Origin of the sequence: Iningainema tapete BLCC-T55, assembly GCF_014698965.1 — a bacterium.
GTDB lineage: Bacteria > Cyanobacteriota > Cyanobacteriia > Cyanobacteriales > Nostocaceae > Iningainema > Iningainema tapete.
Genome location: NZ_JACXAE010000091.1, coordinates 42,184 through 66,906 on the forward strand (window position 1 = coordinate 42,184; position 24,723 = coordinate 66,906).

The 24,723-nt window shown below is 42.9% G+C and carries 24 protein-coding genes; 16 read left to right on the forward strand and 8 right to left on the reverse strand.

What is annotated here, in order from left to right:
* Positions 1 to 90: 90 nt before the first annotated feature.
* Positions 91 to 1,437, reverse strand: a complete 1,347-nt coding sequence (gene mgtE / locus ICL16_RS30420; protein ID WP_190835333.1) for a magnesium transporter — start codon at positions 1,435 to 1,437, stop codon at positions 91 to 93.
* Positions 1,438 to 2,555: 1,118 nt separating this feature from the next.
* Between mgtE and ICL16_RS30425 the strand changes: the two genes are divergently transcribed.
* The 13 genes from ICL16_RS30425 to bcp all read left to right on the forward strand — a co-directional run bounded on the left by ICL16_RS30425 (position 2,556) and on the right by bcp (position 16,614).
* Positions 2,556 to 5,765, forward strand: coding sequence for a glycoside hydrolase family 15 protein (locus ICL16_RS30425; RefSeq protein ID WP_190835334.1), 3,210 nt, complete (start codon positions 2,556 to 2,558; stop codon positions 5,763 to 5,765).
* Positions 5,766 to 5,826: 61 nt separating this feature from the next.
* Complete coding sequence (locus tag ICL16_RS30430; protein WP_190835365.1) at positions 5,827 to 6,465, forward strand: DUF938 domain-containing protein; 639 nt, start codon at positions 5,827 to 5,829, stop codon at positions 6,463 to 6,465.
* A gap of 135 nt (positions 6,466 to 6,600) precedes the next feature.
* The gene (locus ICL16_RS30435) at positions 6,601 to 7,494 is read left to right on the forward strand and encodes a helix-turn-helix domain-containing protein (RefSeq protein WP_190835335.1); all 894 of its coding nucleotides are present in this window, start codon (positions 6,601 to 6,603) and stop codon (positions 7,492 to 7,494) included.
* 183 nt (positions 7,495 to 7,677) lie between these two features.
* Positions 7,678 to 8,985: a ScyD/ScyE family protein gene (locus tag ICL16_RS30440; protein WP_190835336.1), complete on the forward strand. Its 1,308-nt coding sequence runs from the start codon at positions 7,678 to 7,680 to the stop codon at positions 8,983 to 8,985.
* Between the two features lie 237 nt (positions 8,986 to 9,222).
* Positions 9,223 to 10,887 carry a response regulator gene (locus tag ICL16_RS30445; protein ID WP_190835337.1) on the forward strand — a complete coding sequence of 555 codons (1,665 nt, stop codon included), beginning with the start codon at positions 9,223 to 9,225 and terminating at the stop codon, positions 10,885 to 10,887.
* Between the two features lie 48 nt (positions 10,888 to 10,935).
* Positions 10,936 to 11,166, forward strand: coding sequence for a type II toxin-antitoxin system Phd/YefM family antitoxin (locus ICL16_RS30450; RefSeq protein ID WP_190835338.1), 231 nt, complete (start codon positions 10,936 to 10,938; stop codon positions 11,164 to 11,166).
* Positions 11,166 to 11,552 (forward strand): type II toxin-antitoxin system VapC family toxin, encoded by a 387-nt coding sequence (locus ICL16_RS30455; protein ID WP_190835339.1) that lies wholly within the window; start codon positions 11,166 to 11,168, stop codon positions 11,550 to 11,552. The genes ICL16_RS30450 and ICL16_RS30455 overlap by 1 nt, the downstream gene beginning before the upstream one ends.
* 67 nt (positions 11,553 to 11,619) lie before the next feature.
* Positions 11,620 to 13,023, forward strand: a complete 1,404-nt coding sequence (locus ICL16_RS30460; RefSeq protein ID WP_190835340.1) for an ATP-binding protein — start codon at positions 11,620 to 11,622, stop codon at positions 13,021 to 13,023.
* A gap of 81 nt (positions 13,024 to 13,104) precedes the next feature.
* Positions 13,105 to 14,532 (forward strand): ATP-binding protein, encoded by a 1,428-nt coding sequence (locus ICL16_RS30465; protein ID WP_190835341.1) that lies wholly within the window; start codon positions 13,105 to 13,107, stop codon positions 14,530 to 14,532.
* A gap of 27 nt (positions 14,533 to 14,559) precedes the next feature.
* Positions 14,560 to 14,691: a hypothetical protein gene (locus ICL16_RS46975; RefSeq protein WP_273039747.1), complete on the forward strand. Its 132-nt coding sequence runs from the start codon at positions 14,560 to 14,562 to the stop codon at positions 14,689 to 14,691.
* 9 nt (positions 14,692 to 14,700) lie between these two features.
* Complete coding sequence (locus ICL16_RS30470; protein WP_238361028.1) at positions 14,701 to 15,663, forward strand: aldo/keto reductase; 963 nt, start codon at positions 14,701 to 14,703, stop codon at positions 15,661 to 15,663.
* A gap of 18 nt (positions 15,664 to 15,681) precedes the next feature.
* On the forward strand, positions 15,682 to 16,131 hold the full coding sequence (locus tag ICL16_RS30475; RefSeq protein WP_190835342.1) for a GNAT family N-acetyltransferase: 450 nt from the start codon (positions 15,682 to 15,684) through the stop codon (positions 16,129 to 16,131).
* Between the two features lie 3 nt (positions 16,132 to 16,134).
* On the forward strand, positions 16,135 to 16,614 hold the full coding sequence (gene bcp / locus ICL16_RS30480; RefSeq protein WP_190835343.1) for a thioredoxin-dependent thiol peroxidase: 480 nt from the start codon (positions 16,135 to 16,137) through the stop codon (positions 16,612 to 16,614).
* 4 nt (positions 16,615 to 16,618) lie between these two features.
* Here bcp and ICL16_RS30485 read toward each other — a convergent pair whose 3' ends face one another.
* Both ICL16_RS30485 and ICL16_RS30490 read right to left on the reverse strand, forming a co-directional pair.
* On the reverse strand, positions 16,619 to 18,478 hold the full coding sequence (locus ICL16_RS30485; protein ID WP_190835344.1) for an aminopeptidase P family protein: 1,860 nt from the start codon (positions 18,476 to 18,478) through the stop codon (positions 16,619 to 16,621).
* A 137-nt stretch (positions 18,479 to 18,615) separates the two neighbouring features.
* Positions 18,616 to 19,002, reverse strand: a complete 387-nt coding sequence (locus tag ICL16_RS30490; RefSeq protein ID WP_190835345.1) for a hypothetical protein — start codon at positions 19,000 to 19,002, stop codon at positions 18,616 to 18,618.
* A gap of 360 nt (positions 19,003 to 19,362) precedes the next feature.
* Between ICL16_RS30490 and ICL16_RS30495 the strand changes: the two genes are divergently transcribed.
* The 3 genes from ICL16_RS30495 (at position 19,363) to ICL16_RS30505 (ending at position 20,913) form a co-directional block, all read left to right on the forward strand.
* Positions 19,363 to 20,199 (forward strand): DUF1838 family protein, encoded by an 837-nt coding sequence (locus ICL16_RS30495; RefSeq protein WP_190835346.1) that lies wholly within the window; start codon positions 19,363 to 19,365, stop codon positions 20,197 to 20,199.
* A gap of 124 nt (positions 20,200 to 20,323) precedes the next feature.
* On the forward strand, positions 20,324 to 20,605 hold the full coding sequence (locus ICL16_RS30500) for a type II toxin-antitoxin system ParD family antitoxin (protein WP_190835347.1): 282 nt from the start codon (positions 20,324 to 20,326) through the stop codon (positions 20,603 to 20,605).
* Positions 20,602 to 20,913: a type II toxin-antitoxin system RelE/ParE family toxin gene (locus tag ICL16_RS30505; RefSeq protein ID WP_190835348.1), complete on the forward strand. Its 312-nt coding sequence runs from the start codon at positions 20,602 to 20,604 to the stop codon at positions 20,911 to 20,913. The genes ICL16_RS30500 and ICL16_RS30505 overlap by 4 nt, the downstream gene beginning before the upstream one ends.
* 35 nt (positions 20,914 to 20,948) lie before the next feature.
* Here the strand turns inward: ICL16_RS30505 and ICL16_RS30510 are convergent, their stop codons facing one another.
* The 5 genes from ICL16_RS30510 to ICL16_RS30530 form a co-directional block, all read right to left on the reverse strand.
* Entirely contained in the window at positions 20,949 to 21,641 is a 693-nt protein-coding gene (locus tag ICL16_RS30510; protein ID WP_337907156.1) for an ABC transporter permease, read from the reverse strand.
* 110 nt (positions 21,642 to 21,751) lie between these two features.
* Complete coding sequence (locus ICL16_RS30515; RefSeq protein WP_190835350.1) at positions 21,752 to 22,570, reverse strand: ABC transporter permease; 819 nt, start codon at positions 22,568 to 22,570, stop codon at positions 21,752 to 21,754.
* 1 nt (position 22,571) lies between these two features.
* Positions 22,572 to 23,555 carry an ABC transporter ATP-binding protein gene (locus ICL16_RS30520; protein WP_190835351.1) on the reverse strand — a complete coding sequence of 328 codons (984 nt, stop codon included), beginning with the start codon at positions 23,553 to 23,555 and terminating at the stop codon, positions 22,572 to 22,574.
* A gap of 33 nt (positions 23,556 to 23,588) precedes the next feature.
* On the reverse strand, positions 23,589 to 24,194 hold the full coding sequence (locus tag ICL16_RS30525; RefSeq protein ID WP_190835352.1) for a class I SAM-dependent methyltransferase: 606 nt from the start codon (positions 24,192 to 24,194) through the stop codon (positions 23,589 to 23,591).
* Between the two features lie 28 nt (positions 24,195 to 24,222).
* Positions 24,223 to 24,594 (reverse strand): S-layer homology domain-containing protein, encoded by a 372-nt coding sequence (locus tag ICL16_RS30530; RefSeq protein WP_190835353.1) that lies wholly within the window; start codon positions 24,592 to 24,594, stop codon positions 24,223 to 24,225.
* Positions 24,595 to 24,723 lie beyond the last annotated feature (129 nt).

Consider the following 24,723-nt stretch of genomic DNA (forward strand, 5'->3'; position numbering starts at 1 on the left):
AGGATGGGGGGGAAAAAATGTACAGACGCCCCGGTGGGGCGTCTCTACGGGGGCGGGAAATGTACAGACGCCCCGCCGGAGGGAGCGTCTCTACCCAAATATCCGCAACGCAGCAGAAATCATCGATAGGAACGTCAAAAACCCAACTGCATCCAAGGTGGTAGTCATTAGTGGTCCACTAATTAAGGCTGGATCTAGATTTAAGCGCGTCAAACCCATTGGCAACAACGTCCCCAATGTAGCGGCTAGCAGTACATTCACGATCATTACCATTGCCGCCACCACCGATACCCAACGTTCGTGAGGGGGCGACCAAATCAGCGATAGTGCACCAAGAGCAAAACCTAAAGCTACGGCTGTGCCTAAACCCGCCAAAATTTCTTTGCGCAGAAGTAGCATGGTGTCTTTTGGCGTGACTTCGCCAACACCAAGACCTCGAACTGTGACAGATAAAACTTGGAAGGCGACATTGCCACTACTGTTAGCTAAAATTGGCATGATGATTGCCAATACTGGTACTTGTGAAATCACCGTTTGAAAGGGCGAGATAGCACTGGCTGCACCAATATACAAAGCAATATTTCCTAACAACCACGGCAAGCGCTTGCGAATGGTAACTTGGGGTGGGGACAAAGCCTGTTCATCACCACCGCTGACACCTGCTAGTTTTTGAATGTCTTCTGTAGCTTCTTCCTCTAGAATATCGATGACATCATCAATCGTGATAATGCCAACTAGCCTTTCTTCCCGATCTACCACAGGTAAAGCGATTAAGTCATAACGCTTCATCAGGCGGGCGACTTCTTCCTGAGGTGTTTCTGTTTTAACTTTGATCACGCGATCGCTCGCTACATCCTTAATCAAAACATCAGGAAAAGTGAATATTAACTGCCGCAGTGAGACAACACTGACTAGCGTGCGGTTATCATCTGTAACGTAAGCATAGTAAATTGTCTCCTTGTCTTCATCTTGACGGCGGATTTTACACAGAGCTTCTCCTACAGTTAATCCTTCGCGCAACCGTACATATTCGGTTGTCATTACCCGCCCTGCCGTGCCTTCGGCGTAACCGAGAATTGTTGCTGTTGCGTGCCGTTGTTCTGGGCTAAGGGAGTGCAAAAGCCGCTTAACTACACCTGCTGGCAATTCATCAAACAATTCTGCCCGTTCGTCAGGACTCATCGCCTCCACAATTTGTGCTACTTGAATATCATGAAGGTAATTAATCAAATCTTCCTGTACTTCTGGCGGCAAGTACTCAAACACATCTATGGCGTGATGTTTGTTAAGGAGACGGAAGGCGATCGCCCGCTTTTGTTTGGGCAATTGCGTGATGTACTCTCCTGCATCTACGGGCTGTAAATCATTCAAGTCTGACTTCAACTGGTTTAAGTCAGCAATGTCAATAAATGAATTGCGAATATCTTGTGTGAGCATAAAACCTCCTATGATCTCCCCCGCGCCGGGAGACAAGCTCGCCAGCTTAGAGGAGGGTTGTACTGCCGTCAGGTGGACTGTGGTCCATAAAATCTCTAGGAATTCAACATTGATTACCTATCAATGGCATCACTAAGTCATATTACTAACCCGGAACTATGTGATCCGGCAGATGCTGGGAGTCCGTAGCAGAAATTTTTTAATTTCACCCACGGCATTTCCCATTGCCCTGATGCCTGTTGATTTGAGTAGATTTTACTACTGTCAGGAACTATGTCAAGAGTATTGACCAAATTCCTTTGAAACTTAATAAAGTTAAAAAACTTACTTCCTAAGTAGTAGCCTCGATCAAGTCTCAAACAGCTGTGTTCTGTAATTTTACCGAATTTTTCCAACAAAAATAGGCAATTATTCGCATTGACATTTGCGACATGACTGCTACCTCCTTAAATATAGTTCCCACAAGTGCTAGCTGATTGAGCGATTCGATCTAAAATAATCTTCAATCCGAGCAGAAAATAATTCGGCTATGTTAAGAATTTAGTACTACCACGCGATCGCCCACATCTGATGCAAGTGTGGTTCATGCCTACGCCTTAATACATAGAATATGTATCTAACTTACTCATAAAATGCCATTGAATTGACAATTAATGGATGGTATTCTTCTACTGTCCACCTACGTAGCGTTAAAAGTGTTGGTATTGTTTGCATAGACTATCTACCATTTGTTATAAATTAATGAGTTTGAAACTATCATAGCGGACTCTTTATTAAAACATTGAATAGGGACAACGTACTGAAATTGTTTTTGTTTATAGTTTGATATTTTCCCGGATTATTGAGGCTTATCTAGAATTAACAGAAAGAATTTAAAGAAAAAGATAATGTCTAGTCTAGTCAGATAAAGATTTGAAAAAAATCCAAAAATCGAGTATATTCTTTTAAAACAGACCTATTGATACCACCGATTTTCACGTCCCTCTTTAAAAAACATCTAATGTAGAGACGTTCCGGCGGAACGTCTCTACAGAATAGGTAGGTGTAACAGGATAGCTAATGGCTGATAGCTAATAGCTAACCATTAAAACAATTAGCAATTAGCAATAAACAATCACATGAAAATTACTCAACTGCAAACTCGTCTAGAATATTACTATCAGCAAATCAAAACAATCATCCTGACACGCCAAAACCCGATTACTGGATTACTCCCAGCAAGTACAGCAATCACAGCCCACGGAGATTATACCGATGCCTGGGTACGTGATAACGTTTACAGTATTCTGGCAGTTTGGGGACTAGCGCTAGCATACCGCAAGCTTGATGAAGACAAAGGACGCGCATATGAACTAGAACACAGCGTTGTCAAGCTCATGCGGGGATTGCTGTTTGCAATGATGCGACAGGCACACAAAGTAGAACTATTCAAGCACACTCAGTCGCCATTAGATGCCCTGCACGCTAAATACAACACTGCTACTGGCGACATCGTAGTAGGTGATGATGAATGGGGGCATTTACAACTTGATGCTACATCAATATTTGTGCTAATGGTGGCACAAATGACAGCTTCAGGATTGCATATAGTCTACACATTTGACGAAGTAAATTTTGTCCAAAATTTGGTTTACTATATTGGACGAGCATACCGTACACCAGATTTTGGTATTTGGGAACGAGGCAACAAAATTAATCATGGTAACGCCGAATTAAATGCCAGTTCTATCGGTATGGCAAAAGCAGCTTTAGAAGCAATTAATGGCATTGATTTATTTGGTGTGCGTGGTAGTCAAGCATCGGTAATTCATGTGCTACCTGATGAAATTGCCCGTGCCAGAATTACCCTAGAATCTCTGTTACCAAGAGAATCTTCTTCAAAAGAAATTGATGCGGCATTATTAAGTGTAATTAGTTTTCCCGCCTATGCAGTAGAAGATCCACAATTACGCGAGCGCACCCGCAACGACATCATTAACAAACTCGAAGGAAAATACGGCTGCAAGCGTTTTTTACGAGATGGACATCAAACAGTTTTAGAAGACACAAAGCGCTTGCATTACGAACCATTGGAACTTAAACAATTTGAGCATATTGAATGCGAATGGCCCTTATTTTTCACATACTTACTTCTTGATGGGTTGTTTCGAGACGACAAAGAACAAGTTAAATATTACCAAGAGCGTTTAGATTCTTTAGTAGTTGAACGCAATGGTTTACATTTGTTGCCAGAACTTTATTATGTTCCAGCAGAGAACATAGAAGCAGAGAAATTAAACCCAGGAAGTCAACCTCGTTTACCGAACGAAAATGTTCCCTTAGTATGGGCGCAAAGTTTGTATTTTCTCAGTCAAATGTTGAGTGAAGGGTTGGTAGCCGTTGGCGATATTGATCCCTTGGGACGACATTTACGAATGGATAGACAACGGGAAGCTTTGGTACAAATCGCCCTACTTGCAGAAGATGAGATTTTACAAGCAAAATTGGAAGTGTACGGCATTGAGACACAAACACCAAAGCAAGTAGAACCAATTCAAGTACGTCAAGCAGATGATTTAATCGCCATCTTTACACAAATTGGACGTAACGATAAACTTGGTTTAACAGGGCGTCCCCCCCGTCGTCCCCGCAGTTTAACTACATCGAGAATCTTTCGCATTGGGAACGAGAATGTTGTCTTCTTACCTTCGTTTTTGAACTCGCAACAGTTTTACTTAACCCTTGATTACCATTTTTTGGTGGATCAACTTAGAGGTGAACTAGCTTACATTAACAAATATTGGAGCGAATTAGGGCGTCCTACCCTAACTTTAATGCTAACTCACACCATGTTGGAAACTGGTAGCGAGGCGTTACTTGATCTCATGCAGGAACTCAAGAATGGTTTGTTTAACGGTGTGCGGGTAAAATTGGGACGACTCAATCAGTTAATGTTAACTGCTGCTTGTGAACGAATTGATTTTCTCCAAGACTTTGAATTCTCCCAGTCGTCGGTGAAAGATTCTGCACCAAGGTGTTCCTACCTCACCTATCAACCTGGCAAAAACTGGCAGTTGGGGCATACTCAGGAATTTCAAATGGAGTGCGAAACTAATTTAGGGTTCTTGCTTTCTTCTTTACGTTCATCGTTCAATCTTTACGAGCAAATTGAGTTGTTGCAAACTTTGACTCGTTTACAAGGGTTGGAGTATGATACAGGCTTTGGTGGTCCTGGATGTCCGGTAACGGTGGGAGATTTACTCGATGAAGTTTACACTAAAGCTGGGGATGGAGGATTATGGGCAGTAGTGCGTCGTGCTGCTGGTTTGCGGCAAATGGCAGATATCAGTTTGTCGGATGTGGTAACGAGTATTTTGGTGCGGGGTAAGCAAATTGCTGTAGGTAAGGCTTATACTGAGGCATCACTGATTACTGTGCCACTTTCTCACAGTGAAATTGTGGAGAAGATTAATGAGTTTTGTCGTGAGGATATTCGCGATCGCGTTTTAACTCAAGAAATCCTGATACATTTGAGTAGTTTGATTAAGTCAGAACCAGAACTGTTTAAAGGGTTACTGACATTGAGAGTTGGCTATATCATTTTGTTAATCACTAGTGAACTAGCCCAGGAGTTTCAACTTACTCAAGACGAGGCATACGAAACAGTTATGCATCTTTCGCCTTTTGATGTGAAAACACGGTTACGCCAGGTATTATTTGAATATGCTGGCATGAGTCAGGTGTTGCGTCAGCAGGAATCTTTGCACGTTAAACAAAAAGAAAGTGACATTGATTGGGTTGTGCAGCCAGTACTGCTTGATCAAATAGAAGTACCACCAGGCGGTTGGCGACGGTTTCGTCAAACTGAAGGAGCAACAGGGCGCGTGCCAAAAGAATTTTTTCAGCAAGTTTGGCTGTTGATGCAACATTGCAAAGGCTTGGTAATTGGTGATAAACTGGAAAGGCGTAATCGTTTGGATAGCGAGTTGATGCTGTCGTCCATGACAGCGGGAGAAAAGAATTTTGCTTTACTAGTAGAGCATTTACTGAATAAAATAGAGGCTTCAGAGTATCGACAAGTTTGTATTGAGACTTTAATGGAGTTGGCAGCGATCGCACAGAGTAATCCCAATTTGCAAGTTGAAGCATATATTGTGTTAGATGTGTTAATTGGTCATGCTGTGCGACTAGGATGGTTAGAAGCTCATCCAGAAAGAAGCGATCACTACGATGAAGATAAGGCAGCAGCATGGCGATCGTTTTACAACTCCTCTCCCAAAGAATGCGCTACCTACGTTGTCAAGGCATTCCGCTTCTTAACCGAATTCGAGCAAAGTATGGCTGCTTAAAGGATAATTCTTTTGGGATGGGCATCCTGCCTGCCCCCAACTCTGAAGGGACGGACTAATGATGAATACCCCCAACGATCAGCGACAGTATGCACCTGCAACGCAACGCAACCGTGAACCAATCCTTGAGATACTTTTACAAGTGCTGCCTCCTACTGGTACTGTATTAGAAATTGCTAGCGGTACTGGTGAACACGCTGTATTTTTTGCTCCCCGCCTTAGCCCTCGTAAATGGCAGCCCTCAGACCCTAATCCGCTGTCTCGTGCCAGCATCGCCGCCTGGACAGCACATTATCCATGCGATCATCTTTACCCGCCTATTGAGCTTGATGTTCGTACACCAGAGTGGTGGAAGCGTGATGACTTGACGGGACCCATCACAGCGATCGCCAACATTAATATGATCCATATTTCACCTTGGTCAGCTTGCTTGGGATTAATGGCAGGCGCTGATCGTATTCTCCCACCAGATGGCATTCTTTACTTATATGGTCCTTTTAAACAAGGCGGAAAACATACCGCGCCGAGTAATGCTGCTTTTGACGAGAGTTTACGCGCACAAAATCCAGAATGGGGTGTGCGCGACTTAGATGATGTAATCGCCGCAGCAAATTCACAACAACTCACTTTTGTCAAGACATATCAAATGCCTGCAAACAATCTGTCAGTCGTTTTTCAGAAATCTTCCCATCCTGTGTAAGTTTTGGCAAGTTTAAGATATTTTCCGCAATAACTCAATAGAGTGCAAAGCAAGCTGAGGATCAACTTCGGTGTATTATTCCTTTAGATAAATTATCAGCACTTTGGCATCTGCCTTTCTTCAAATCTCAAACAAATGCCTGAATTTAAAATTTTAGACTTTCAGGGTACTAACACAGAGGCTCCATCTGACGGATTTATTGCGCCGATTCTTTCCAGTAAAAAAGTTGGATGGAATGGCATTCTTGTCGAGTACTTGCAATTACCTGCCCACGAGTTACCAGCACAAGTACTTTCAGAGTATATCATTAACCTAAATCTCCAGCGCTCAGCTAGGGTAGAGGTGAAGTGGGATGGGTGTCTTGTGAGCAGGCGTTTTACATCAGGTCAAACAACAATTCTTCCTCCAGGCTTATTATGCGAAGCCATATGTTTAGAGGTTTGTGACTTCCTCGTGCTACGCCTTGAGGAAACCTTCGTCACCCATGTTGCTATTGAGTTAGGCTATCACTCGCCAATTGAGATTATACCCAGCTTGGGAGTAGTCAATCCCCAAATTCAGTATATCGGGCTGGCGCTGAAAGCAGAACTAGAATCTGGATGTTTGTCTGGGCGTCTTTACGGTGAATCACTAGCAACTGCGCTTGCTAGTTATTTGCTACAGCAACATTCTACATCAGGACATCTTGTTCAGGATTTTACTGGTGGTCTACCCAAGTACAAGTTGTGCAGCGCGATCGAGTACATCAATGATCATCTTGAGCGCGACTTGACGCTTGCTGAACTTGCTGGTGTAGTGCAAATGAGTACTTATTACTTTGCCCGGTTGTTCAAACAGTCAACGGGTTTGACTCCTCATCAATATTTACTTAATTGTCGAATTGAACGAGCAAAGATACTACTGAAGACAGGAAAATTGTCAATTACCGAAATCTGTAAGTCTGTAGGTTTTCACAGTCCAAGCCACTTCATAGCACTGTTTCGTAAGTATACAAAAATGACACCAAAAGCATATAGAGATCATTTATAAACTACTCTTAAATAAGTTTTCGCAAGTTTAAGACATTTTCCGCAATAACTGAATATAATGTAATAAAAAATTGAAGAATTGAATAGAAATAGCAAAAAAATATTCATTTACAATCAAATTACATTTTTATATCTTTTGAAGTTGAGCAGTTAATTTATTTTCTCAAATTACTCAACATAAGGTATGAAATTCAAGTCATTTGCTTTTAAATTTCTCGCTGTTTGTATTGCAATTGCTGTACCCAAAGCAGCCCTTGCGGCAACACTAACGACAGTAGCCTCCGGTTTGAATAACCCACGGGGTATTGGCTTTGGTTCTGACGGCAGTCTTTATGTAGCAGAAAGTGGTGGCGGTGGTGACGGAAGCGACGGAAGATGTATCCCATCACCTAGTTCGCAATATATTCCTTTATGTGCTGCCTCTGTTGGTGCGATTACCAAAATTACAACCGATGGTCAAAAACAACGTGTAGTCGATAATCTACCATCTATAGGATTAAGACCAGCTGGAGAACAAGGTGCCGGTCCTGCAGACATCAAATTTGATGACAAAGGCAACGCTTATCTTTTGATCGGTTTTGCTGGCGATCCAAACAACCGCGATACCGTGTTGAAAGAACCTGGTATGGGACAACTATATAAAGTAGACCTCAACACTGGTTCTTTGACAACTCTTGCTGATTTTGCTGCATATGAAGCTAAAAATAATGTCGATGGCACTGATTTGACTTCTAACCCTTATGCTTTCCGAATTCAGGGTGATACTGCTTACGTCATTGACGCGGGTGCGAATACTATATCTTCTGTGGATCTTAATGGCGGCGGTATTAAGAATGTCAGTGCGTTTCCACTTAATCCTCTTAGTCCAAATGCCGAATTACCAAATCTTGATAGTCTAGGAGATATTGTTTTTGAGCCATCACAACAATCAGTACCAGCGGCGATCGCATTTGCTCCCGATGGTACTTTAACAGTAGGCGAATACACTGCCTTTCCATATCCAGTAGCAGTAGCACGTCTGTTTAGTGTTGATCCCAATACTTTGCAACCACAAGTCATTGCTGATGGTTTCACAGAAGTAACTGGCGTAGCGTACGATCCTGACGGCAATTTGTATGTGTTGCAACACATGAATCAGCAAGAATGGAAGGCGACTGAACAGGGTACTGGTAATATCATTGGTGATATCAGCGGTTCGATCATCAAAGTAAGTCAGGATGGTACTAGGGAAACTATATGGAGTGGTAATGGATTAGAGGCAGCTTCTGAATTAATTTTTGGTCCTGATGGTAATCTGTATACATCAAACCGCTCTAGATATTCAGACTCAGGAGCTATCCTCAAGCTCGATCTTAAGGGTGGCACAACGAAAGTTCCCGAATCCACCCCTGTAATTAGCTTATTAGCTCTTGGTGCTTTGTGTGCTGCTTCCCAACTAAAGCGCAGACGCCAAGAAGAATTGTGGGAACCAGCTTCAGTACAAACTCTCTAATTCCTCTTTCAGATGTGTTGCCACGACAAGGATAATTAGTATAATTTATTGCAAAGTGGCATCCTAGCTCACCTAGATATAAAGGGCTAGGATGCCCATTAATTTTCACAGCAATCCCTACTACGGAATCAAAACAGCTTATTTACGAGATCCACACGGAACTTTGATTGGACTATATCAACAGTTAGTGTAGATTACAGATACAGCAGCAATTTAACAAGGGAGAGGGAGAGCGCGATGGCGAAACCTGTAATCTTGACAGTTGACGATGATCCCGAAGTTTTGCAAGCCGTAGCGCGGGATCTGCGCTCTGAATATGGCGATCGCTTCCGTATAATACGTGCCGAATCGGGGAACAGCGCATTGGAAGCACTAGAACAATTGAAATTGCGTAACCAGCAACTGGCGCTATTTTTAGTAGATCAAAGAATGCCGCAAATGTCTGGCGTAGAGTTCTTAGAACAAGCACTGCCAATGTACCCAGAGGCAAAACGTGCCTTGCTTACCGCATATGCAGACACAGATGCAGCAATCCGCGCCATCAATAGTGCAAAAATAGATTACTACTTGATGAAGCCGTGGGATCCACCCCAAGAAAGATTATACCCTGTACTCAACGATTTACTCGATGACTGGCAAGCTAATTTCCACCCACCCTTTGAGGGTATTCGCGTTATTGGCAACCGTTGGTCTGTTCATTCTCACCAAGTTAAAGACTTCCTAGCGCGAAATCAAGTGCCATATCAGTGGATGGACATTGAGTTGTCAGAGGAAGCACAACAACTGGTAGGATATGCTGAATGTAACAAAATACACCTACCACTTGTGCTATTCGCTGACGGTTCAAACCTCATACAGCCGAACAACGTGCAAATTGCTGAGAAAATTGGACTGCAAACCCAGGCAGAAAAGCCATTTTATGACTTGATTATCGTAGGTGGAGGTCCGGCTGGATTAGCAGCAGCCGTGTATGGTGCATCAGAGGGATTACGCACAGTACTAATTGAACGAGAAGCCCCTGGTGGACAAGCAGGCACAAGCTCTCGTATCGAAAATTACCTTGGCTTCCCTTCTGGTTTGAGCGGTGGTGATTTGGCACGTCGGGCAGTAACACAAGCAAGACGCTTTGGTGTAGAAATTCTCACTCCCCAGGAAGTTACAGGTATTCGCGTACAAGACCAGTATCGATTTGTACAGTTGGCTAACGGTAGCGAAATTAGTTGCCATGCCATGATTCTCGGCTTAGGTGTATCGTGGCGACGGCTAGATGTGCCAGGACTCGATCGTTTGACTGGGGCAGGAGTTTATTATGGTGCAGCACAAACTGAAGCGATCAGTTGCCAAGGGGAAGAAGTTTATGTTGTGGGAGGGGCAAACTCAGCCGGACAAGCAGCCATGTACTTTTCTAAGTACGCCGACAAAGTGACAATGTTGGTACGCAGCGACTCCCTAACTAAGAGTATGTCCCAGTACTTGATTGACCAAATCGCAGAAACACCAAATATCACAGTACAAACTCACAGCAGCGTGATTGAGGCAAAAGGTGAAACAAGCCTGGAAGCAATTACGATCAAGAATACTCTTACTGGCGAAACACAAACAGTTCCTGCAACTTCGCTGTTTATCTTTATTGGTGCCCAACCACGTACCGACTGGTTAGACGGTGTAATTGAGAAAGATGAACGGGGCTTCATTATAACAGGTCCTGATTTATTGCGCAATCAAGAGCGGATCAAAGGATGGACGCTGGAACGCGATCCCTTTTTGTTGGAAACAAATGTTCCCGGAGTTTTTGCAGTAGGCGATGTACGTCATGGTTCGGTGAAGCGGGTTGCTTCCGGCGTAGGTGAGGGTTCAATTTGCGTTCAGTTTGTTCACCAATATTTAAGTAACGTGCGGTGAGCGATTTTTTTATGTCAGCATGAATTAAAGAATAGAGAGGTGATAGCCATGCAGGAAATTAATCTCGCTGAAGCATCTAAAAATCTACCCGAATTAGTAGAGGCAGCAATCAGTGGCGAAGAAATTGTGATTACACAAGACAATCAACCCGTCGTCAAATTAGTTGCCATACCGCCAGTGAAGAAACGTTGGCCTGCTAAGGCTGGCACTGCGTCGGGGTTAGTCACAATATCGGACGACTTTGATGAGCCATTAGAAGATTTTAAAGACTACATGTAATGAGGCTACTACTGGATACTCACACTTTCATCTGGTTCGTCATTAATAGCCCTCGACTCAGCGTAGTAGTACGAGGGCTAATTGAAGATGAAAATAACGAGAAGCTACTCAGTATAGCTAGTGTTTGGGAAATGGCAATAAAGCATAGCAGTGGCAAACTGAGTTTTAGTCTGCCCTTTAGGGAATTTATAGAACAGCAACTTAGTATTAACAGTATGGAGTTGCTGAATATCAATCTAGAACATACCTATGTTGTTGCAAAATTACCCGTTCATCATCGCGATCCATTTGACCGACTTTTAATTGCACAGGTTATGGTAGAGAAAATACCTATTTTAAGTGTTGATTCAGCTTTTGATGCCTATCCAGTTCAACGGCTATGGTAAGTAGCGTTATGAATTAACCAATCCAAAATCCAAAATCTAAAATCCAAAATCCTTCAGAGGAGTTGCCATGCTGCACGATCCCAACCAGATGACACTGTTTCCCAAGTTGCCCGATGAAGCTTTAGAAGAAATCAAGCAGCATGGTACTGAAATTAAACTTGCTGCGGGTGAAGTGCTGTTTAATGAAGGTGAATCAAACTACAACTTTCATGTTGTTTTAGAAGGCGAAATTCAGATTACAAAGCTTGTCGGTAGCGAGAAAAAACTATTGGCTATTCATCGCCGGGGCGAATTTATGGGTGAACTTTCGATGTTAACTGGTTCGGGTTCAATAGCCACTGCTTCTGCAATATCACCCAGTCGCGTTGTGCAAATTGACATCGACACCTTTAAACATATCATTGCCGAATGTTCGCCGATCGCTGACGTGATTCTGACAGCTATGGCTGGGCGAACCAAAGATGTGGAAGCGCAATTGCGGCAACAAGAAAAGATGGCGGCGTTGGGTAAAATGTCAGCAGGGCTTTCCCACGAATTGAATAACCCAGGGGCTGCGGCGCAACGGGCTGCTAGCCAATTGCGCGAGAATTTTCAAAACATGCAGGCTCTGACTTTGCAGCTAAATTTACTATCTAAAGAGCAAATAAAATTCATTAATGACATTCAATCTCAAGCAACAAAACACGCTTGTAGCTACTCCAAACTTAACCCTCTCGATCAAAGTGACAAAGAAGACGAAGTTACAGACTGGCTTGAAGATCATCAAATAGATAATGGTTGGAAATTTGCTCCTACATTGGTAAATGGTGGAATAGACGCTTCATCACTAGATTTGATTGCTGACAAGATTCCCGTTGAGTGTCTGAGTAGCGTAATTACTTGGCTAGAGTCAACACTCGCATCCTACGGACTAATCCACGAAATTGAGCAGAGTACTACCAGAATTGCCAAGTTGGTGAAAGCAATTAAAGGCTATTCCTATATGGATCAAGCCCCGTTGCAAGAAATAGATATACATGAGGGAATTGAGAATACCCTGCTGATCCTTCATCATCGTCTCAAGAAGGGAGTTATAGTTAAGCGGGAATACGATCAAACTTTGCCGCGCATCAACGCTTATGCTAGTGAACTAAATCAAGTGTGGACAAATTTGATTGATAATGCTATTGATGCTATGGATGGCAAGGGAGATTTGACGATTCGCACGCTTAGAGAAAATAACTGCCTGATTGTCGAAATTGCTGATACTGGTATGGGTATTCCCCCAGAGATTCAATCTCGGATTTTTGAGCCATTTTTTACTACTAAAGGTGTGGGTAAAGGCACTGGCTTAGGTTTAGAAATTACTTACCGCATTGTTGTGAATAGACATCATGGCGATATCTATTTTGATTCAAAACCTGGTGATACAAGCTTTCGAGTGCGGTTGCCGATTCAACATGATAGTGACTCGTGTAAACATGTTGGTTAAATGATATTGAACCACAGATAAACACAGATGAACACAGATAAATACTCATAAAAATCTGTAGTTAATTTTGAAAATAAACTTATGCTTGACATAGACACTTTACGCCAAGTACCAATCTTTTCTAAATTACCTAATGAACGATTGCAATGGCTTTTGCAAGAGGGTAAAGAGGTATGGTTAAAGCCTGGTGAAATCCATCGTCATGAAGGCGATCGCGCCGATCATGTTTTTGTTCTATTGGAAGGAAGTGTGCGGATAACGCAAAAAGTTGCTAATCAAGATATTTTGTTAGCAAATTACGAGGCAAAAACGCTGTATGGAGAATTACCCGTGTTGATGGGTAAGGAATACTTTTGGGCAAGTGGGCGTGCTGTGACTCGTTGCCAAATTTTGGAATTGCCCAACGCAGTTTTTTGGGACATGCTTTCTAGTTGTAATTGTGTGATGACAACGATTCTGCGCACAATGGCACAACGAGTGCGAGCGCTGGAGTCGATGTCTCAGCATCGAGAAAAGTTGGTAGCATTAGGCACTTTAGCAGCAGGACTGGCACACGAGTTGAATAATCCTGCTTCTGCCAGTCGTAGAGCAGCCGGACAATTACGAGAGACGGTGCAGGTGTTGCAACCACTGACAATTAAGTTAAATCAGCAACAAATGACTTGCGCCCAAAAAGCGTTTTTAGCTCAGTTGCAAAAAGATGTTGTCGCTAGTGCGAAAAATGCCCCAAAACTTGATCCCCTAGAAGAGAGCGATCGCTCTGATGAACTCACCGCTTGGTTAGATGCACAGGACATAATCGATGGTTGGAAACTCGCTCCTGTATTAGTAACAGCGGGATTGGATCTAACTTGGCTAGAAAATGTTAAGGAAAATGTAGGCGACTCATTGCTTAATAATGTCCTCTCTTGGATAGGGGTAACTCTACAAGAAATGGGATTGTTAGACGAAATCGAGCATTGTACTGACCGTATTTCTACTTTAGTAGAGGCTGTCAAAGATTACTCGTACATGGATCAAGCACCTCTACAGGAAATAGATGTCCATGACGGAATAGAAAGTACTTTAACAATCTTAAGTAACAAAATCAAGCACTCTAACGTAGTTATAAACCGCGAGTATGGGTGTGACATACCACAACTTTACGCCTATGGCAGAGAACTCAACCAGGTGTGGACGAATTTGATTGATAATGCCATTGATGCTCTTAACGAGATGGGGACAGATGTTGATCTCCCAATCCAAAATCCGCAAATTTGGATTCGTACTAGTTGCGATCTCGACGAATTAATTGTAGAAATAGCTGATAATGGTCCTGGTATTCCACCAGAAATTCAATCCCACATTTTCGAGCCATTTTTCACCACTAAAGGAGTGGGTGCGGGAACAGGATTAGGTTTACACATCGCTTATCGCATTATTGTTGGACAGCATCAAGGCGATATTCGTCTTTTCTCTCAACCTGGGGATACAAGGTTTCAGGTACGTCTGCCGTGTAAATTGGGGTAGGAGTAACAAGCAAAAGTGAGGATAGCTATGGGAACAAATTTAGAAGAAATATTAAAACAGTTGCCACCAGAAAGACGGAAGAAAATTGAAGAGCGTTCTGCTGAACTTATTGCAGAGGAAATGACGCGACAGCGAATAAGACAAGCACTTAATATCTAAGAAGTAAATATGCAAACAGCTATGCAAACTAAACAACTGGGAAACTCTGACCTGAAAATAACCCTGATTGGATTTGGTGCTTGGGCGATTGGGGGTGCTGGTTGGTCATTTGCTTGGGGTTCTCAAGACGATCAAGACTCAATCGCTGCTATTGAGCGAGCCATCGACCTTGGTATAAACTGGATTGACACTGCTGCTGTTTACGGGTTGGGTCACTCTGAGGAAATGGTCGCTCAAGCACTTAAAGGAAAATCACAGCGTCCTTATATCTTTACCAAGTGTTCGCAAGTCTGGAACGAAAAGGGCGAGGTTAGTACTGTCCTCAAAGCCGAATCAATTCGCCGTGAAGTCGAAGATAGCTTGCGAAGACTGAAAATTGACGTTATCGACCTTTACCAAATCCACTGGCCCAATGCTGATATTGAAGAGGGCTGGACTACGTTAGCGGAACTGCAAAAGGAAGGTAAGGTACGCTACATCGGAGTTTCTAATTTCAATGTCGAGCAGATGCGCCGCATTCAGAAAATAGCACCGATTACTTCTCTTCAGCCACCCTATTCACTGCTGAAGAGAGACATTGAAGAGGAAATTTTGCCTTTTTGTCAACAGGAAAATATTGGTGTAATTAACTACTCACCAATGGCGTCTGGTTTACTTACAGGCGCAATGACGAAAGAAAGGGTAAAAAACTTGCCTGCTGATGATTGGCGACGCCGTAGTGCTAATTTCCAAGAGCCACGTCTATCGCGCAACTTGGAACTAGTTGAACTGCTGCGGCAAATTGGACAGCGACACGGGCGTTCCCCAGGTGAAGTAGCGATCGCCTGGACTTTGCGGCATCCGGCTGTGACAGGTGCGATCGTTGGTGGGCGCAGTGCAGCACAAGTTGATGGCATCATCGGCGCGGCTGACTTTCGTCTGAGCGAGGAAGAACTCAACGAAATTGAGACGTTCTTGAACCAACACCCTTAGGTACTACTAAATTTTTCCATGATACCAACTGAATGTACTCTTCGTAGGGCAAAATCTGAGGATACTTGGTCGATTCGATGGCTGGTGCTATCGGCAAAACTTGATCCGACCCAATTACGCTTAGAGCAATTCTGGGTGATAGAATGCGAGGGACAATTAGTAGCTTGCGGACAACTACGCAACTTCTCTGGCGCACAAGAACTTGGAAGTTTGGTTGTTGCACCAGCTTGGAGAAGTCGTGGTTTGGCTTCTTTTCTGACACAGCATCTAATTCAACAAGCTACTCAACCACTGTATTTGGAATGTCTGGGCGATCGATTGGCACAGTTTTACAGTCGCTTTGACTTTGTGCCAATTTCCTTCCCAGAATTACCTCAATCTCTCCAGCGTAAGTTTGGAATTTCTCAACTAGGGAAAAGATTATTGAGATTACCTGTGGTATTTATGGAGTATCAAGGTAGTAGATGAATCATGACGAATATACCCCAACGAGGACAACAAGCACCTTTATTCTCAACTATTGATCAAGACGGCAATCAAGTGAGTTTGAGTGATTTCCTCGATCAATGGGTTGTCCTCTATTTCTACCCTAAAGATGATACTCCCGGTTGTACTGTTGAAGCTAAAGATTTTACCGAGCTAAGTATTGACTTCAGCCAATTGGGAGCGAAAATCTTAGGTGTTAGTCCTGATTCACAAAAGACTCATTGTAAATTTATTAACAAGCATAACTTGACCATTACATTATTAAGTGACCCAGAACATCAAGTAGCTGAAGCTTACGGCGCGTGGCGATTAAAAAAGTTCATGGGCAAGGAATACATGGGTGTTGAGCGTTCAACTTTCCTCATTGCACCTAATCAAACCATTGCCCACACCTGGGCAAAAGTCCAAGCAAAGAATCACGCAATGGCAGTACTAACCCAGTTGCGAGAGTTAACAAAAGTATAATTAATCACAAACTACAAGCCTCTCTCAGCCACTCTGCTTCACTTGTTTCCAGGGTAGGAGCTAACTTCTCCACAATAGCTGCATAGTAATTCTCTAGCCACTGACGTTGCTTTTGATCTATTTGTTCCAAAGCGATTAGGCGTTTGTCAAAGGGAATGTATATTAAGGGTTCAAAGCCATACCAAGGGGTTTTGGTTTGATCTGTCTCACCCTGCGTGTCTGGGGTGAGGTTTTTGACTACGTAGAGGTTTTCAATCCGAATTCCGCCCCAACCTGAAGCGTAGAAACCAGGTTCAATGCTTGTCACCATACCAGGTTCCAATGGTTCAGCAGCACGCTTGCTAATTCCATTTGGTCCTTCATGAACATTTAAGAAAGCACCCACTCCATGTCCTGTACCATGACCATAGTCGAGTTCTTCCATCCACATTGCCGAACGGGCAATTCCATCTATTTGGATACCAGTAGCGCCTTTGGGAAACCGTTGCATGGCACAATTAATATGGGCTTTTAAAACTGCTGTGTAGCGTAAAACTTGCTCGGAAGTTGGTTCGCCGACAATAATGGTTCTGGTGGCATCTGTTGTACCTCCTAAATACTGCGCTCCAGAGTCAAGTAGGAAAAATTGACCTGGTGTGAGAAATTGATCGCGACTGGGTGTACCATAGTGGACGATGGAACTGTTGGTTCCACTGCCTGCGATCGTATTAAAACTTAAACCTTGGAAGTCGGCTTCTTGTTGATAAAATTGAGCGATCGCACCCGCTACATCAAACTCACTCAAGCGTTTTCCACTTGCCAGCATATCCGATATCCACTTCAAGGTGCGCACCTTTGCTCGACTTGCTTTGAGATTCGCCGCCTTCATTTGCTCGACTTCCACCGCATTTTTGCGAGCCTTCATCCCTTCAATCGGATTACTAGTTTCCACAATCCGGGCATTGTCTAACAGTTGATATGTACCCATCGTTGTGTGCTTCGGATCTAAAAGTACCCGTTTCTGGTGCGCTTGTGCAATCAAAGTTTCTGCATATTGTTCATAGGGAAGCAAAGTCACATAACTTTGCAAAGCTTCCCTTGCACCTGCTTCAATGCGCTCTAAATTAGTAAATAGAAACGTTCGCTCTTGGGTAATGAGTGAATAAGCAATAAAAACTGGATTGTAAGGAACATCCCAACCGCGTAAGTTAAACAGCCACGCCACTTGATCGAGCTTAGTAATGGGGAGGATATCCGTTTTGCTTGATTGCATGGCTTCCCTCACCTTGGCTAGTTTCTGTGCTGTTGTTTCTCCAGTGACTTCATCTGGTAAGCCGAATACTTTTGAATTGCCCAAAGCAGGTATAGGTTCAGATTCCACCCAAGGACTTTGGGAACGAACAACATCCACCAAATTTGTTTTCACTGACACAAGTTCCACGCTTGCAGATTTCAGTTGCTTTTCAAATGTCCGAAATTGCTCGACTTGGATGGTAAATGGATCGAACCCCAAGCGGAAATGAGTAGCTTCTTGCCCCAAACTTTCCAAAGTTTCAACTAAAGTTTTATGCTTTTCAAGTCCCAGCTTGGAGATTTGAACTAGAGATAAATCAACTTCTAACTCTACCTGCTCGTGGTAACGGGAATCAACAAACAACCATGCCCAATCTCGCCCCACCAGCAAATCTCCTGCAGAGCCTGTAAAGCCACTCACCCACATCCGCCGTTGCCTTGCTTCTGGGAGATACTCATTTAAGTGTTCATCGGCAGAGGGAATCAAGTAAGCGTCCAGATTGTAGTCTTCCATCAGCGCACGTAAATTACTCAACTTCGCTTGGAGCGAACTGACAGAGGTAGGAGCAGTTGATAAGTCTAGGGGCGTCATCAATGATTGGGTTTGATACTTCGGTTTTTTTATTCTAACTAATGAATTAAGTGCGATCGCACTTTTGTTTGTAGTAAGGGCTTCAGCCCTTAAAACCTTTGCCCTGAAACCTACTTACTAATTGACTAATTATCCCCTTACTCTGGATTGCTTGCATCAGTTAATTTACCCCAGAGTATATGATCTATATCCTTCTTCGCCACATAGCGATTATTCGCTCCGGCTTTCATATCTTCCCCTGCAGTAAATGCCTTGCGCTCCGAGTCCATTAAGTCCACATACTTACTACCATGTTCCAAGGGAGCGCCTGTTGGTAGCACCGTAATCTGTTTCATTTCGTCGCTGGAAAAACCTTTGAGTTGACTATACAACTCCTTAATCTCATAAGCGTTTAGGGGAGATTCTCCTGTTGAAGATCCCTGAAGACCGAAATTTCTACCAGGCATTGGCTGGGATTTCAAGTCTTGCTGCCACTCATCAGGCTTTTGATCTGTTGGTTGTCCTTGTTTTTGAGTCTCAGCCATCGAACATTTCTCCTCGACTGTCAAGTTAAATACACCCCTAGCCTAAACTCGGTTGCTGTGGAAAATACCCTATCCTTGGGCTTAATTCCAATCAATTTTAATTTTTTGGATTAAAATGATTTAGTACAAACCAAGTGGCTTTGTAGGAAATTGAAAAAGCTGATTACACAGCAACAGGCGTTGGCGTTAGCGCGATCGCGCTCCGCAGCAATATTTGAAACATGATGATACTGTGGATGATTTTCTGAGATGCCGTAAGAAAGAAGCGGCTGCCGAAGATGATAAAATGAATAGTGCCTTTGAAACAAAATAAAGCGCGATTGTTTTCGATAGTTCGGTTCTGATTGCTATTCTCAACATATGAGCTTAACCAAGTCAACTATTACAGATGAGCAGTTTGTCAAGGTGCGCTGTAGCACTGACAGCCGGACTTATTACTTCGATGCGGTTGGTGCAATGTACGCTCAACCATTAGACGAAGATGAACCCGTTCACCTTTTTGATTTTCTAGGTGTTGACATCTCCCGGTGCATTCAAGACCAAGCAACTGGACGCTGGATACTATTAAGTCGTAAAATTACGCTCTATCTCGACCCGCAAACAGGACAGGTTTTGAAGCAGTGGCGCAATCCTTGGAGTGGCGAGACACTTGGAGTGATGCATCGCTCTTACGATTACCAAGAGTTTCCCATTCCACCTCAAATCAAAGCTGACGTTGCGCCAGAAATTTCCGCTGTTTCCTTGGATTTCAACCTGAAATTACCCAATCCACTGGCAGCAAACCCCAAATTTGCTGACTATTCCCCAGAAAAGTACGTCCAATCCGCAGATTCGTACAAATTTATTTTTCCCACCAGGTTGCTAAATCAAGAGGAAAGACCAGAGGATCATCTTGCCGTTGCCCTATCTTACTACCGCATGGGACCTTGGGAACCGTGGATGAAAATGAAAGGCAAACCTGGTTTTTTAGTTTTAAATTATACTGGTGCTAAGGTAGATGGCTTTGAAGCCTTGCCGTCACAACTCAAAAGTCTGATAGAACAACGGATGCCTTTGTATCGAGAAGCACCTAAGTGTAAATTGGAACGGTCGATCGCCACCAGTTGGACTCGGTTTGAAGAACAATTTGACGCCTGTCTACGTGGCGAAGAGTTCCCATTACCAGCACCAATTGTGGATGAGCCTTGCGTAGGATGATAGGAAAATTTAGTGAATGGGATCGCCCATGACTTTATTTTAGGGTAATCCCTAATAACAATCTTTGCTAATCCTGGTTATTTGTTCTATACTATAGCTAGAGATCTTATGTATAGCCTTAACCATGAATGTTTCCCTAACGCCAGAACTGGAACAGTTCGTACAACAGAAGGTTTCAAGTGGTCTATACAATTCCGCTAGTGAAGTTGTCCGCGAAGCACTAAGGCTTTTGCGTGAACAAGACATTTTGCGACAGCATCACCTAGAAGAACTCCGTAGAGAAATCGCTTTAGGTATAGAACAGGCAGACAGAGGGCAAACCAAGCCTTTTGATGCCGAAGACCTTAAGATTCGTGTTATGAGGGCTGTTTCAGCGCAAGAACAAGGACAGCCGACACAATCATGAGTAGACGGTGTGAACTTACGGAACTTGCAGATCAAGACATTTTTGAAGTGTCAGTGTACGTTGCACAAAATCTTGGTGTTGCAGCAGCACAGCGTTTCATAGATACAATAAATGAGAAGTTCCAGTTATTAGCAAATTCTCCTGGATTAGGGAGAAGCCGTTTGGATCTTGCCCCAGAATTGCGTAGTTTTCCTGTTGGCAAATATATAATCTTCTACAGACCTATATCAGAAGGTATTCTAGTAGTTCGGGTACTTCATGGCGCTCGTGACATTACCAGCATCTTTGAAGCAGAGCAAGATAGTTGATCGAATGTGAATTGTATCGTTATTCATTTACTATACTAGCTACCAGTAGAACAGTAATATCGCTCCCCGATTTTCCAAAGCTGAAGCGCAACTATCAGAAAGAGAATACCTGCCATTGGCGATACGAAACAAAACCACAAAGGCACTAAAAAAGTATCTTCTTTTTCCAGCACTGCAAGTAGAGGAAAATAGTTCACGCAGGCAAGCGGTATCAAAAAAGTGAAGAATCGCTGAAACCATTTACCGTAAATTGAAATAGGGTACTGAGCTGTTTCCACTCCTCCATAGGTAAGGATATTCATAATTTCCAGAGACTCGATAGTCCAAAATGTCAACGTTGCCTGTACAATGACGATACCAACAAAGAGTGCTACCCCTCCAATAAATGAGCTGCCCAAAAGCCACAATGTTTTTAAAGTAAAAGGAATGTGAAGCGTTGAAAATGACCACATCATCACCACAAACCCTTGAAAAAATCGTCCTATTCGCTTCAAAGTGAATTCTGTACCCAGAAGTTGCAATACTGTAGTACGCGGACGCAGCAGCAAACGATCAAAGTCACCGCTCTTAATTATTTTTCCAAAAGTATCAAATCCGCGTCCCAGTGCATCAGCACAGGCAAAAGAAATGTTGATCATCCCATAAAACAGAGCAACTTCACTCAGAGTCCACGTACCAATACTGTTAAAACGGCTAAAAAGTGCCCAGACTCCCAAAAAATCAATCACAGTTCCAAGAAGCTGCCCTACGACTTGAAGTAAGAAGGACACTTTATACTGCATTTGCGCTCTCAAAGATACGGTGATATATCGGAGGTAGAGAAGAAAACCGTTCACAGTCATCCTCCTTGAATTACAAGCTTTCTTACACCCCGGTTCACAAGAATACGCCCAAGGATCACAATGACGACTATCCAGAAAATTTGATGAAGCAATACATGAGATAGTGCATCTGGTGAAAGATTACCAGTAAAAAGACGAAAAGGTTGGTCGAGAAGTCCTGAGAATGGTAGTGCATAAACGAAAGGCTTGATCCATTCAGGAAAAAGTGGTAAAGGAACAATCATTCCGGAGAAGACAATAACGATAGTGGGAAGGATACTATTAATTCCTTCGCCAGAAAGTGTCCACATCAACGATACAGTAAGAAGCATAGTTAATGCAGATGAAAGAAGAATTGCACCGATAAAGGAGAGAAAAAAGGCAAGGAAAGAAGCAAATGACGGTGGAAAAGAAAGCGATTGCTCAGAAAGCCCTACAAGGGGAAGAATAAAAAATGCTACGCCAAGAAGAGGTATACCACGGAGAATTAGAGGTGCTGTGCGCAGCGCTAGAGCGCGAGTAAACCAGAAATTATAAAGGTCAGTAGGTCGGATCAAGTCGTATCCTACAGCACCAGAACGTATCAACTCTTGAATCTCTCTATCACCTCCCCAAGGGACAATTGCGAACAAAAACGCTTGCCCTAACCATACATATCCTGCCGCCTCGCGAAAAGTCATAGGTTGAACAGAGGTTGTATTGGTGAAAAATGCCTCTAAAACCATGACTTTCACAAACCCCCAAAAAAGCTGAGTTGCAACCCCAGCTAAAGCAGCAGCACGATATTGTAGTAGAAGTGCAAATCTTGCCACAAACAGCGACCAATACGCTTTCATCTTAAAAACCTCCTGTGGCGTAAAGTTCAGCAACTATCTCTTCAATGGGTGGATTTTCCACAAACAGGTCTTCTACTTCATATTTTGAGGTAATTTGGCTAATTAAGGATGCAGCAGAAATTTTGATTGGATCGAAAGCAAGAGTTACAGTGCGACCTTCCTGAGAAATTATACTGACTCCATCTTGTGCAAATATTACATCATCGTTTTTCAGGTCTATTTTTAAGTATCGACGTGAAGAAACTTGAGAACGCAGCTTTGTCAGAGAACCATCACAAAGAATCTCACCTCCACCAATAATAATCACGCGATCGCACAATGCTTCGATATCATCCATATCGTGGGTGGTAAGGATGGTAGTAACATTACGGGTTTTATTCAGAGCTTTGATAAATTTTCTGACGGTAAGCTTTGAAACCGCATCAAGCCCTATAGTGGGTTCATCAAGAAAAAGAATCTCAGGTTTGTGAAGCATTGCCGCCGCAAAGTCACATCGCATCCTTTGCCCAAGACTTAATTGTCTCACAGGAGTAGAGAGAAAGCTTTCCAAACCAAGAAGCTCAATCATTTCGTCGCGTGTTTTTTTATACTCCGTCTGGGGAACGCGATAAATATCTCGAAGCAAATCAAAAGACTCAATTACTGGTAAGTCCCACCATAGTTGTGTTCTTTGACCAAACACTACTCCAATCCGACCAACATGCTGGATTCGATCTTGCCAAGGAGTTCGTCCTCCAATTATACATTTTCCATCTGAAGGCACTAAGATGCCACTTAAAATTTTAATAGTAGTCGATTTACCAGCTCCATTTGGACCGATATACCCGACAAGTTCTCCCTGCTCAAGCGAGAACGAAACTCCTTTCAATGCATGGACTTCTTTGGTTTTTCGCTGCACAAGTCCTCGGATTGAACCGAAAAGCCCAGAGGTGCGTTCAGACACAAAGAAAGTCTTTCTGAGATTTTCGACAAGAATGTGAGACATATATCACTAATCTTTAATTGCAACGGCAGCATCTCAACACTTTTCTAAAATGCAAAATAGTGCTTTTGGCAGCGGGTCTAAGTTTCCTTGATAAACAGTTTCTTGTGTAGATATGAGGTTAAATCTATGCAGAAAAATTTCCTTGATTTCTTCTGATGTAAATCGATAAGGACCTGATTCACGTTGTTCTAAATGGCTAAAGCATTTAAGGAATAGATAACCTTTCGGCTTAATTAAAGTATGTACAACCTGAACATAGTCTTGTCTTTGCTCAGGGTGGAACACATGAAAACAGCCACGGTCAAATACAAAGTCAAATTCTTCGTTAAGTTTACTATTAAGGATATCATCTTGTTGAAAGGAGATGTGCAAACCTTTTTCTTGAGCTTTTTCTTGAGCTTGCCCAATAGCTGCACCAGAAAGATCGGTGGCAGTTACTTGAAAACCGCGTTGAGCTAAGGCGATCGCCTGTGTACCAGGACCAGTACCAAGATCCAATGCCTTTCCCGTGTTAATATTCAACTTAGTTAACCCAAGCTTAAGATCTACATCAAGCTCCGGATTGAACCAAGGCATTGATTCTACTTGACCCTCTTGATATAATTTGTCCCAATCAGGAAACTCTCGTTTTTGGTTCATTGGTTTGTTTAATTTTGAATTACTACTTTTATTTTTGGGCAGGTGCAACGTTGTTAACTCGCCCATTAAGTTCGCGCAGTTGTTCGTTTAACTCCCTGTGCCGTTTAAGCAAAACTTCCAAGTCTGCCTTCGTTGCTAAATTTTCTCTGTTAGTGGGGATGAGTTGATTTACCTGATTTAAACAAGCATTCAATCCCGCCGCAAATTCATTACGGGTTATGGGGCGATCGCCTTGAACTGTGCCATTGGCGTACCCAGACAAGCAACCAGATTGGGGAGTGGCATTGCTGGGTGTTTGAGATCGCGTTTTTAATGGGTAAGAAAAAACTGTCACCAGCGCTAAGGTAGTTACGAAGGTAGCTAGATTGAGAAACCTGGCAATTGATGAAATTTTATACATGGTTAAAGCTTCATGCTATTTCTTCTTTTAGCCTATCAAATTAGTTCGTGGAACTTACACAGAAAATTAACCCTCGCTCGAACAGCTAAAGTAATATCACAATTAAGAGCTGATATGTTTAAATTATGA

What these genes read in the sequence shown, in the direction of transcription:
- mgtE (WP_190835333.1), bottom strand. Translation starts at nt 1,437, where the DNA reads ATGCTCACACAAGATATTCGCAATTCATTTATTGACATTGCTGACTTA.
- ICL16_RS30425 (WP_190835334.1), top strand. Translation starts at nt 2,556, where the DNA reads ATGAAAATTACTCAACTGCAAACTCGTCTAGAATATTACTATCAGCAA.
- ICL16_RS30430 (WP_190835365.1), top strand. Translation starts at nt 5,827, where the DNA reads ATGAATACCCCCAACGATCAGCGACAGTATGCACCTGCAACGCAACGC.
- ICL16_RS30435 (WP_190835335.1), top strand. Translation starts at nt 6,601, where the DNA reads ATGCCTGAATTTAAAATTTTAGACTTTCAGGGTACTAACACAGAGGCT.
- ICL16_RS30440 (WP_190835336.1), top strand. Translation starts at nt 7,678, where the DNA reads ATGAAATTCAAGTCATTTGCTTTTAAATTTCTCGCTGTTTGTATTGCA.
- ICL16_RS30445 (WP_190835337.1), top strand. Translation starts at nt 9,223, where the DNA reads ATGGCGAAACCTGTAATCTTGACAGTTGACGATGATCCCGAAGTTTTG.
- ICL16_RS30450 (WP_190835338.1), top strand. Translation starts at nt 10,936, where the DNA reads ATGCAGGAAATTAATCTCGCTGAAGCATCTAAAAATCTACCCGAATTA.
- ICL16_RS30455 (WP_190835339.1), top strand. Translation starts at nt 11,166, where the DNA reads ATGAGGCTACTACTGGATACTCACACTTTCATCTGGTTCGTCATTAAT.
- ICL16_RS30460 (WP_190835340.1), top strand. Translation starts at nt 11,620, where the DNA reads ATGCTGCACGATCCCAACCAGATGACACTGTTTCCCAAGTTGCCCGAT.
- ICL16_RS30465 (WP_190835341.1), top strand. Translation starts at nt 13,105, where the DNA reads ATGCTTGACATAGACACTTTACGCCAAGTACCAATCTTTTCTAAATTA.
- ICL16_RS46975 (WP_273039747.1), top strand. Translation starts at nt 14,560, where the DNA reads ATGGGAACAAATTTAGAAGAAATATTAAAACAGTTGCCACCAGAAAGA.
- ICL16_RS30470 (WP_238361028.1), top strand. Translation starts at nt 14,701, where the DNA reads ATGCAAACAGCTATGCAAACTAAACAACTGGGAAACTCTGACCTGAAA.
- ICL16_RS30475 (WP_190835342.1), top strand. Translation starts at nt 15,682, where the DNA reads ATGATACCAACTGAATGTACTCTTCGTAGGGCAAAATCTGAGGATACT.
- bcp (WP_190835343.1), top strand. Translation starts at nt 16,135, where the DNA reads ATGACGAATATACCCCAACGAGGACAACAAGCACCTTTATTCTCAACT.
- ICL16_RS30485 (WP_190835344.1), bottom strand. Translation starts at nt 18,478, where the DNA reads ATGACGCCCCTAGACTTATCAACTGCTCCTACCTCTGTCAGTTCGCTC.
- ICL16_RS30490 (WP_190835345.1), bottom strand. Translation starts at nt 19,002, where the DNA reads ATGGCTGAGACTCAAAAACAAGGACAACCAACAGATCAAAAGCCTGAT.
- ICL16_RS30495 (WP_190835346.1), top strand. Translation starts at nt 19,363, where the DNA reads ATGAGCTTAACCAAGTCAACTATTACAGATGAGCAGTTTGTCAAGGTG.
- ICL16_RS30500 (WP_190835347.1), top strand. Translation starts at nt 20,324, where the DNA reads ATGAATGTTTCCCTAACGCCAGAACTGGAACAGTTCGTACAACAGAAG.
- ICL16_RS30505 (WP_190835348.1), top strand. Translation starts at nt 20,602, where the DNA reads ATGAGTAGACGGTGTGAACTTACGGAACTTGCAGATCAAGACATTTTT.
- ICL16_RS30515 (WP_190835350.1), bottom strand. Translation starts at nt 22,570, where the DNA reads ATGAAAGCGTATTGGTCGCTGTTTGTGGCAAGATTTGCACTTCTACTA.
- ICL16_RS30520 (WP_190835351.1), bottom strand. Translation starts at nt 23,555, where the DNA reads ATGTCTCACATTCTTGTCGAAAATCTCAGAAAGACTTTCTTTGTGTCT.
- ICL16_RS30525 (WP_190835352.1), bottom strand. Translation starts at nt 24,194, where the DNA reads ATGAACCAAAAACGAGAGTTTCCTGATTGGGACAAATTATATCAAGAG.
- ICL16_RS30530 (WP_190835353.1), bottom strand. Translation starts at nt 24,594, where the DNA reads ATGTATAAAATTTCATCAATTGCCAGGTTTCTCAATCTAGCTACCTTC.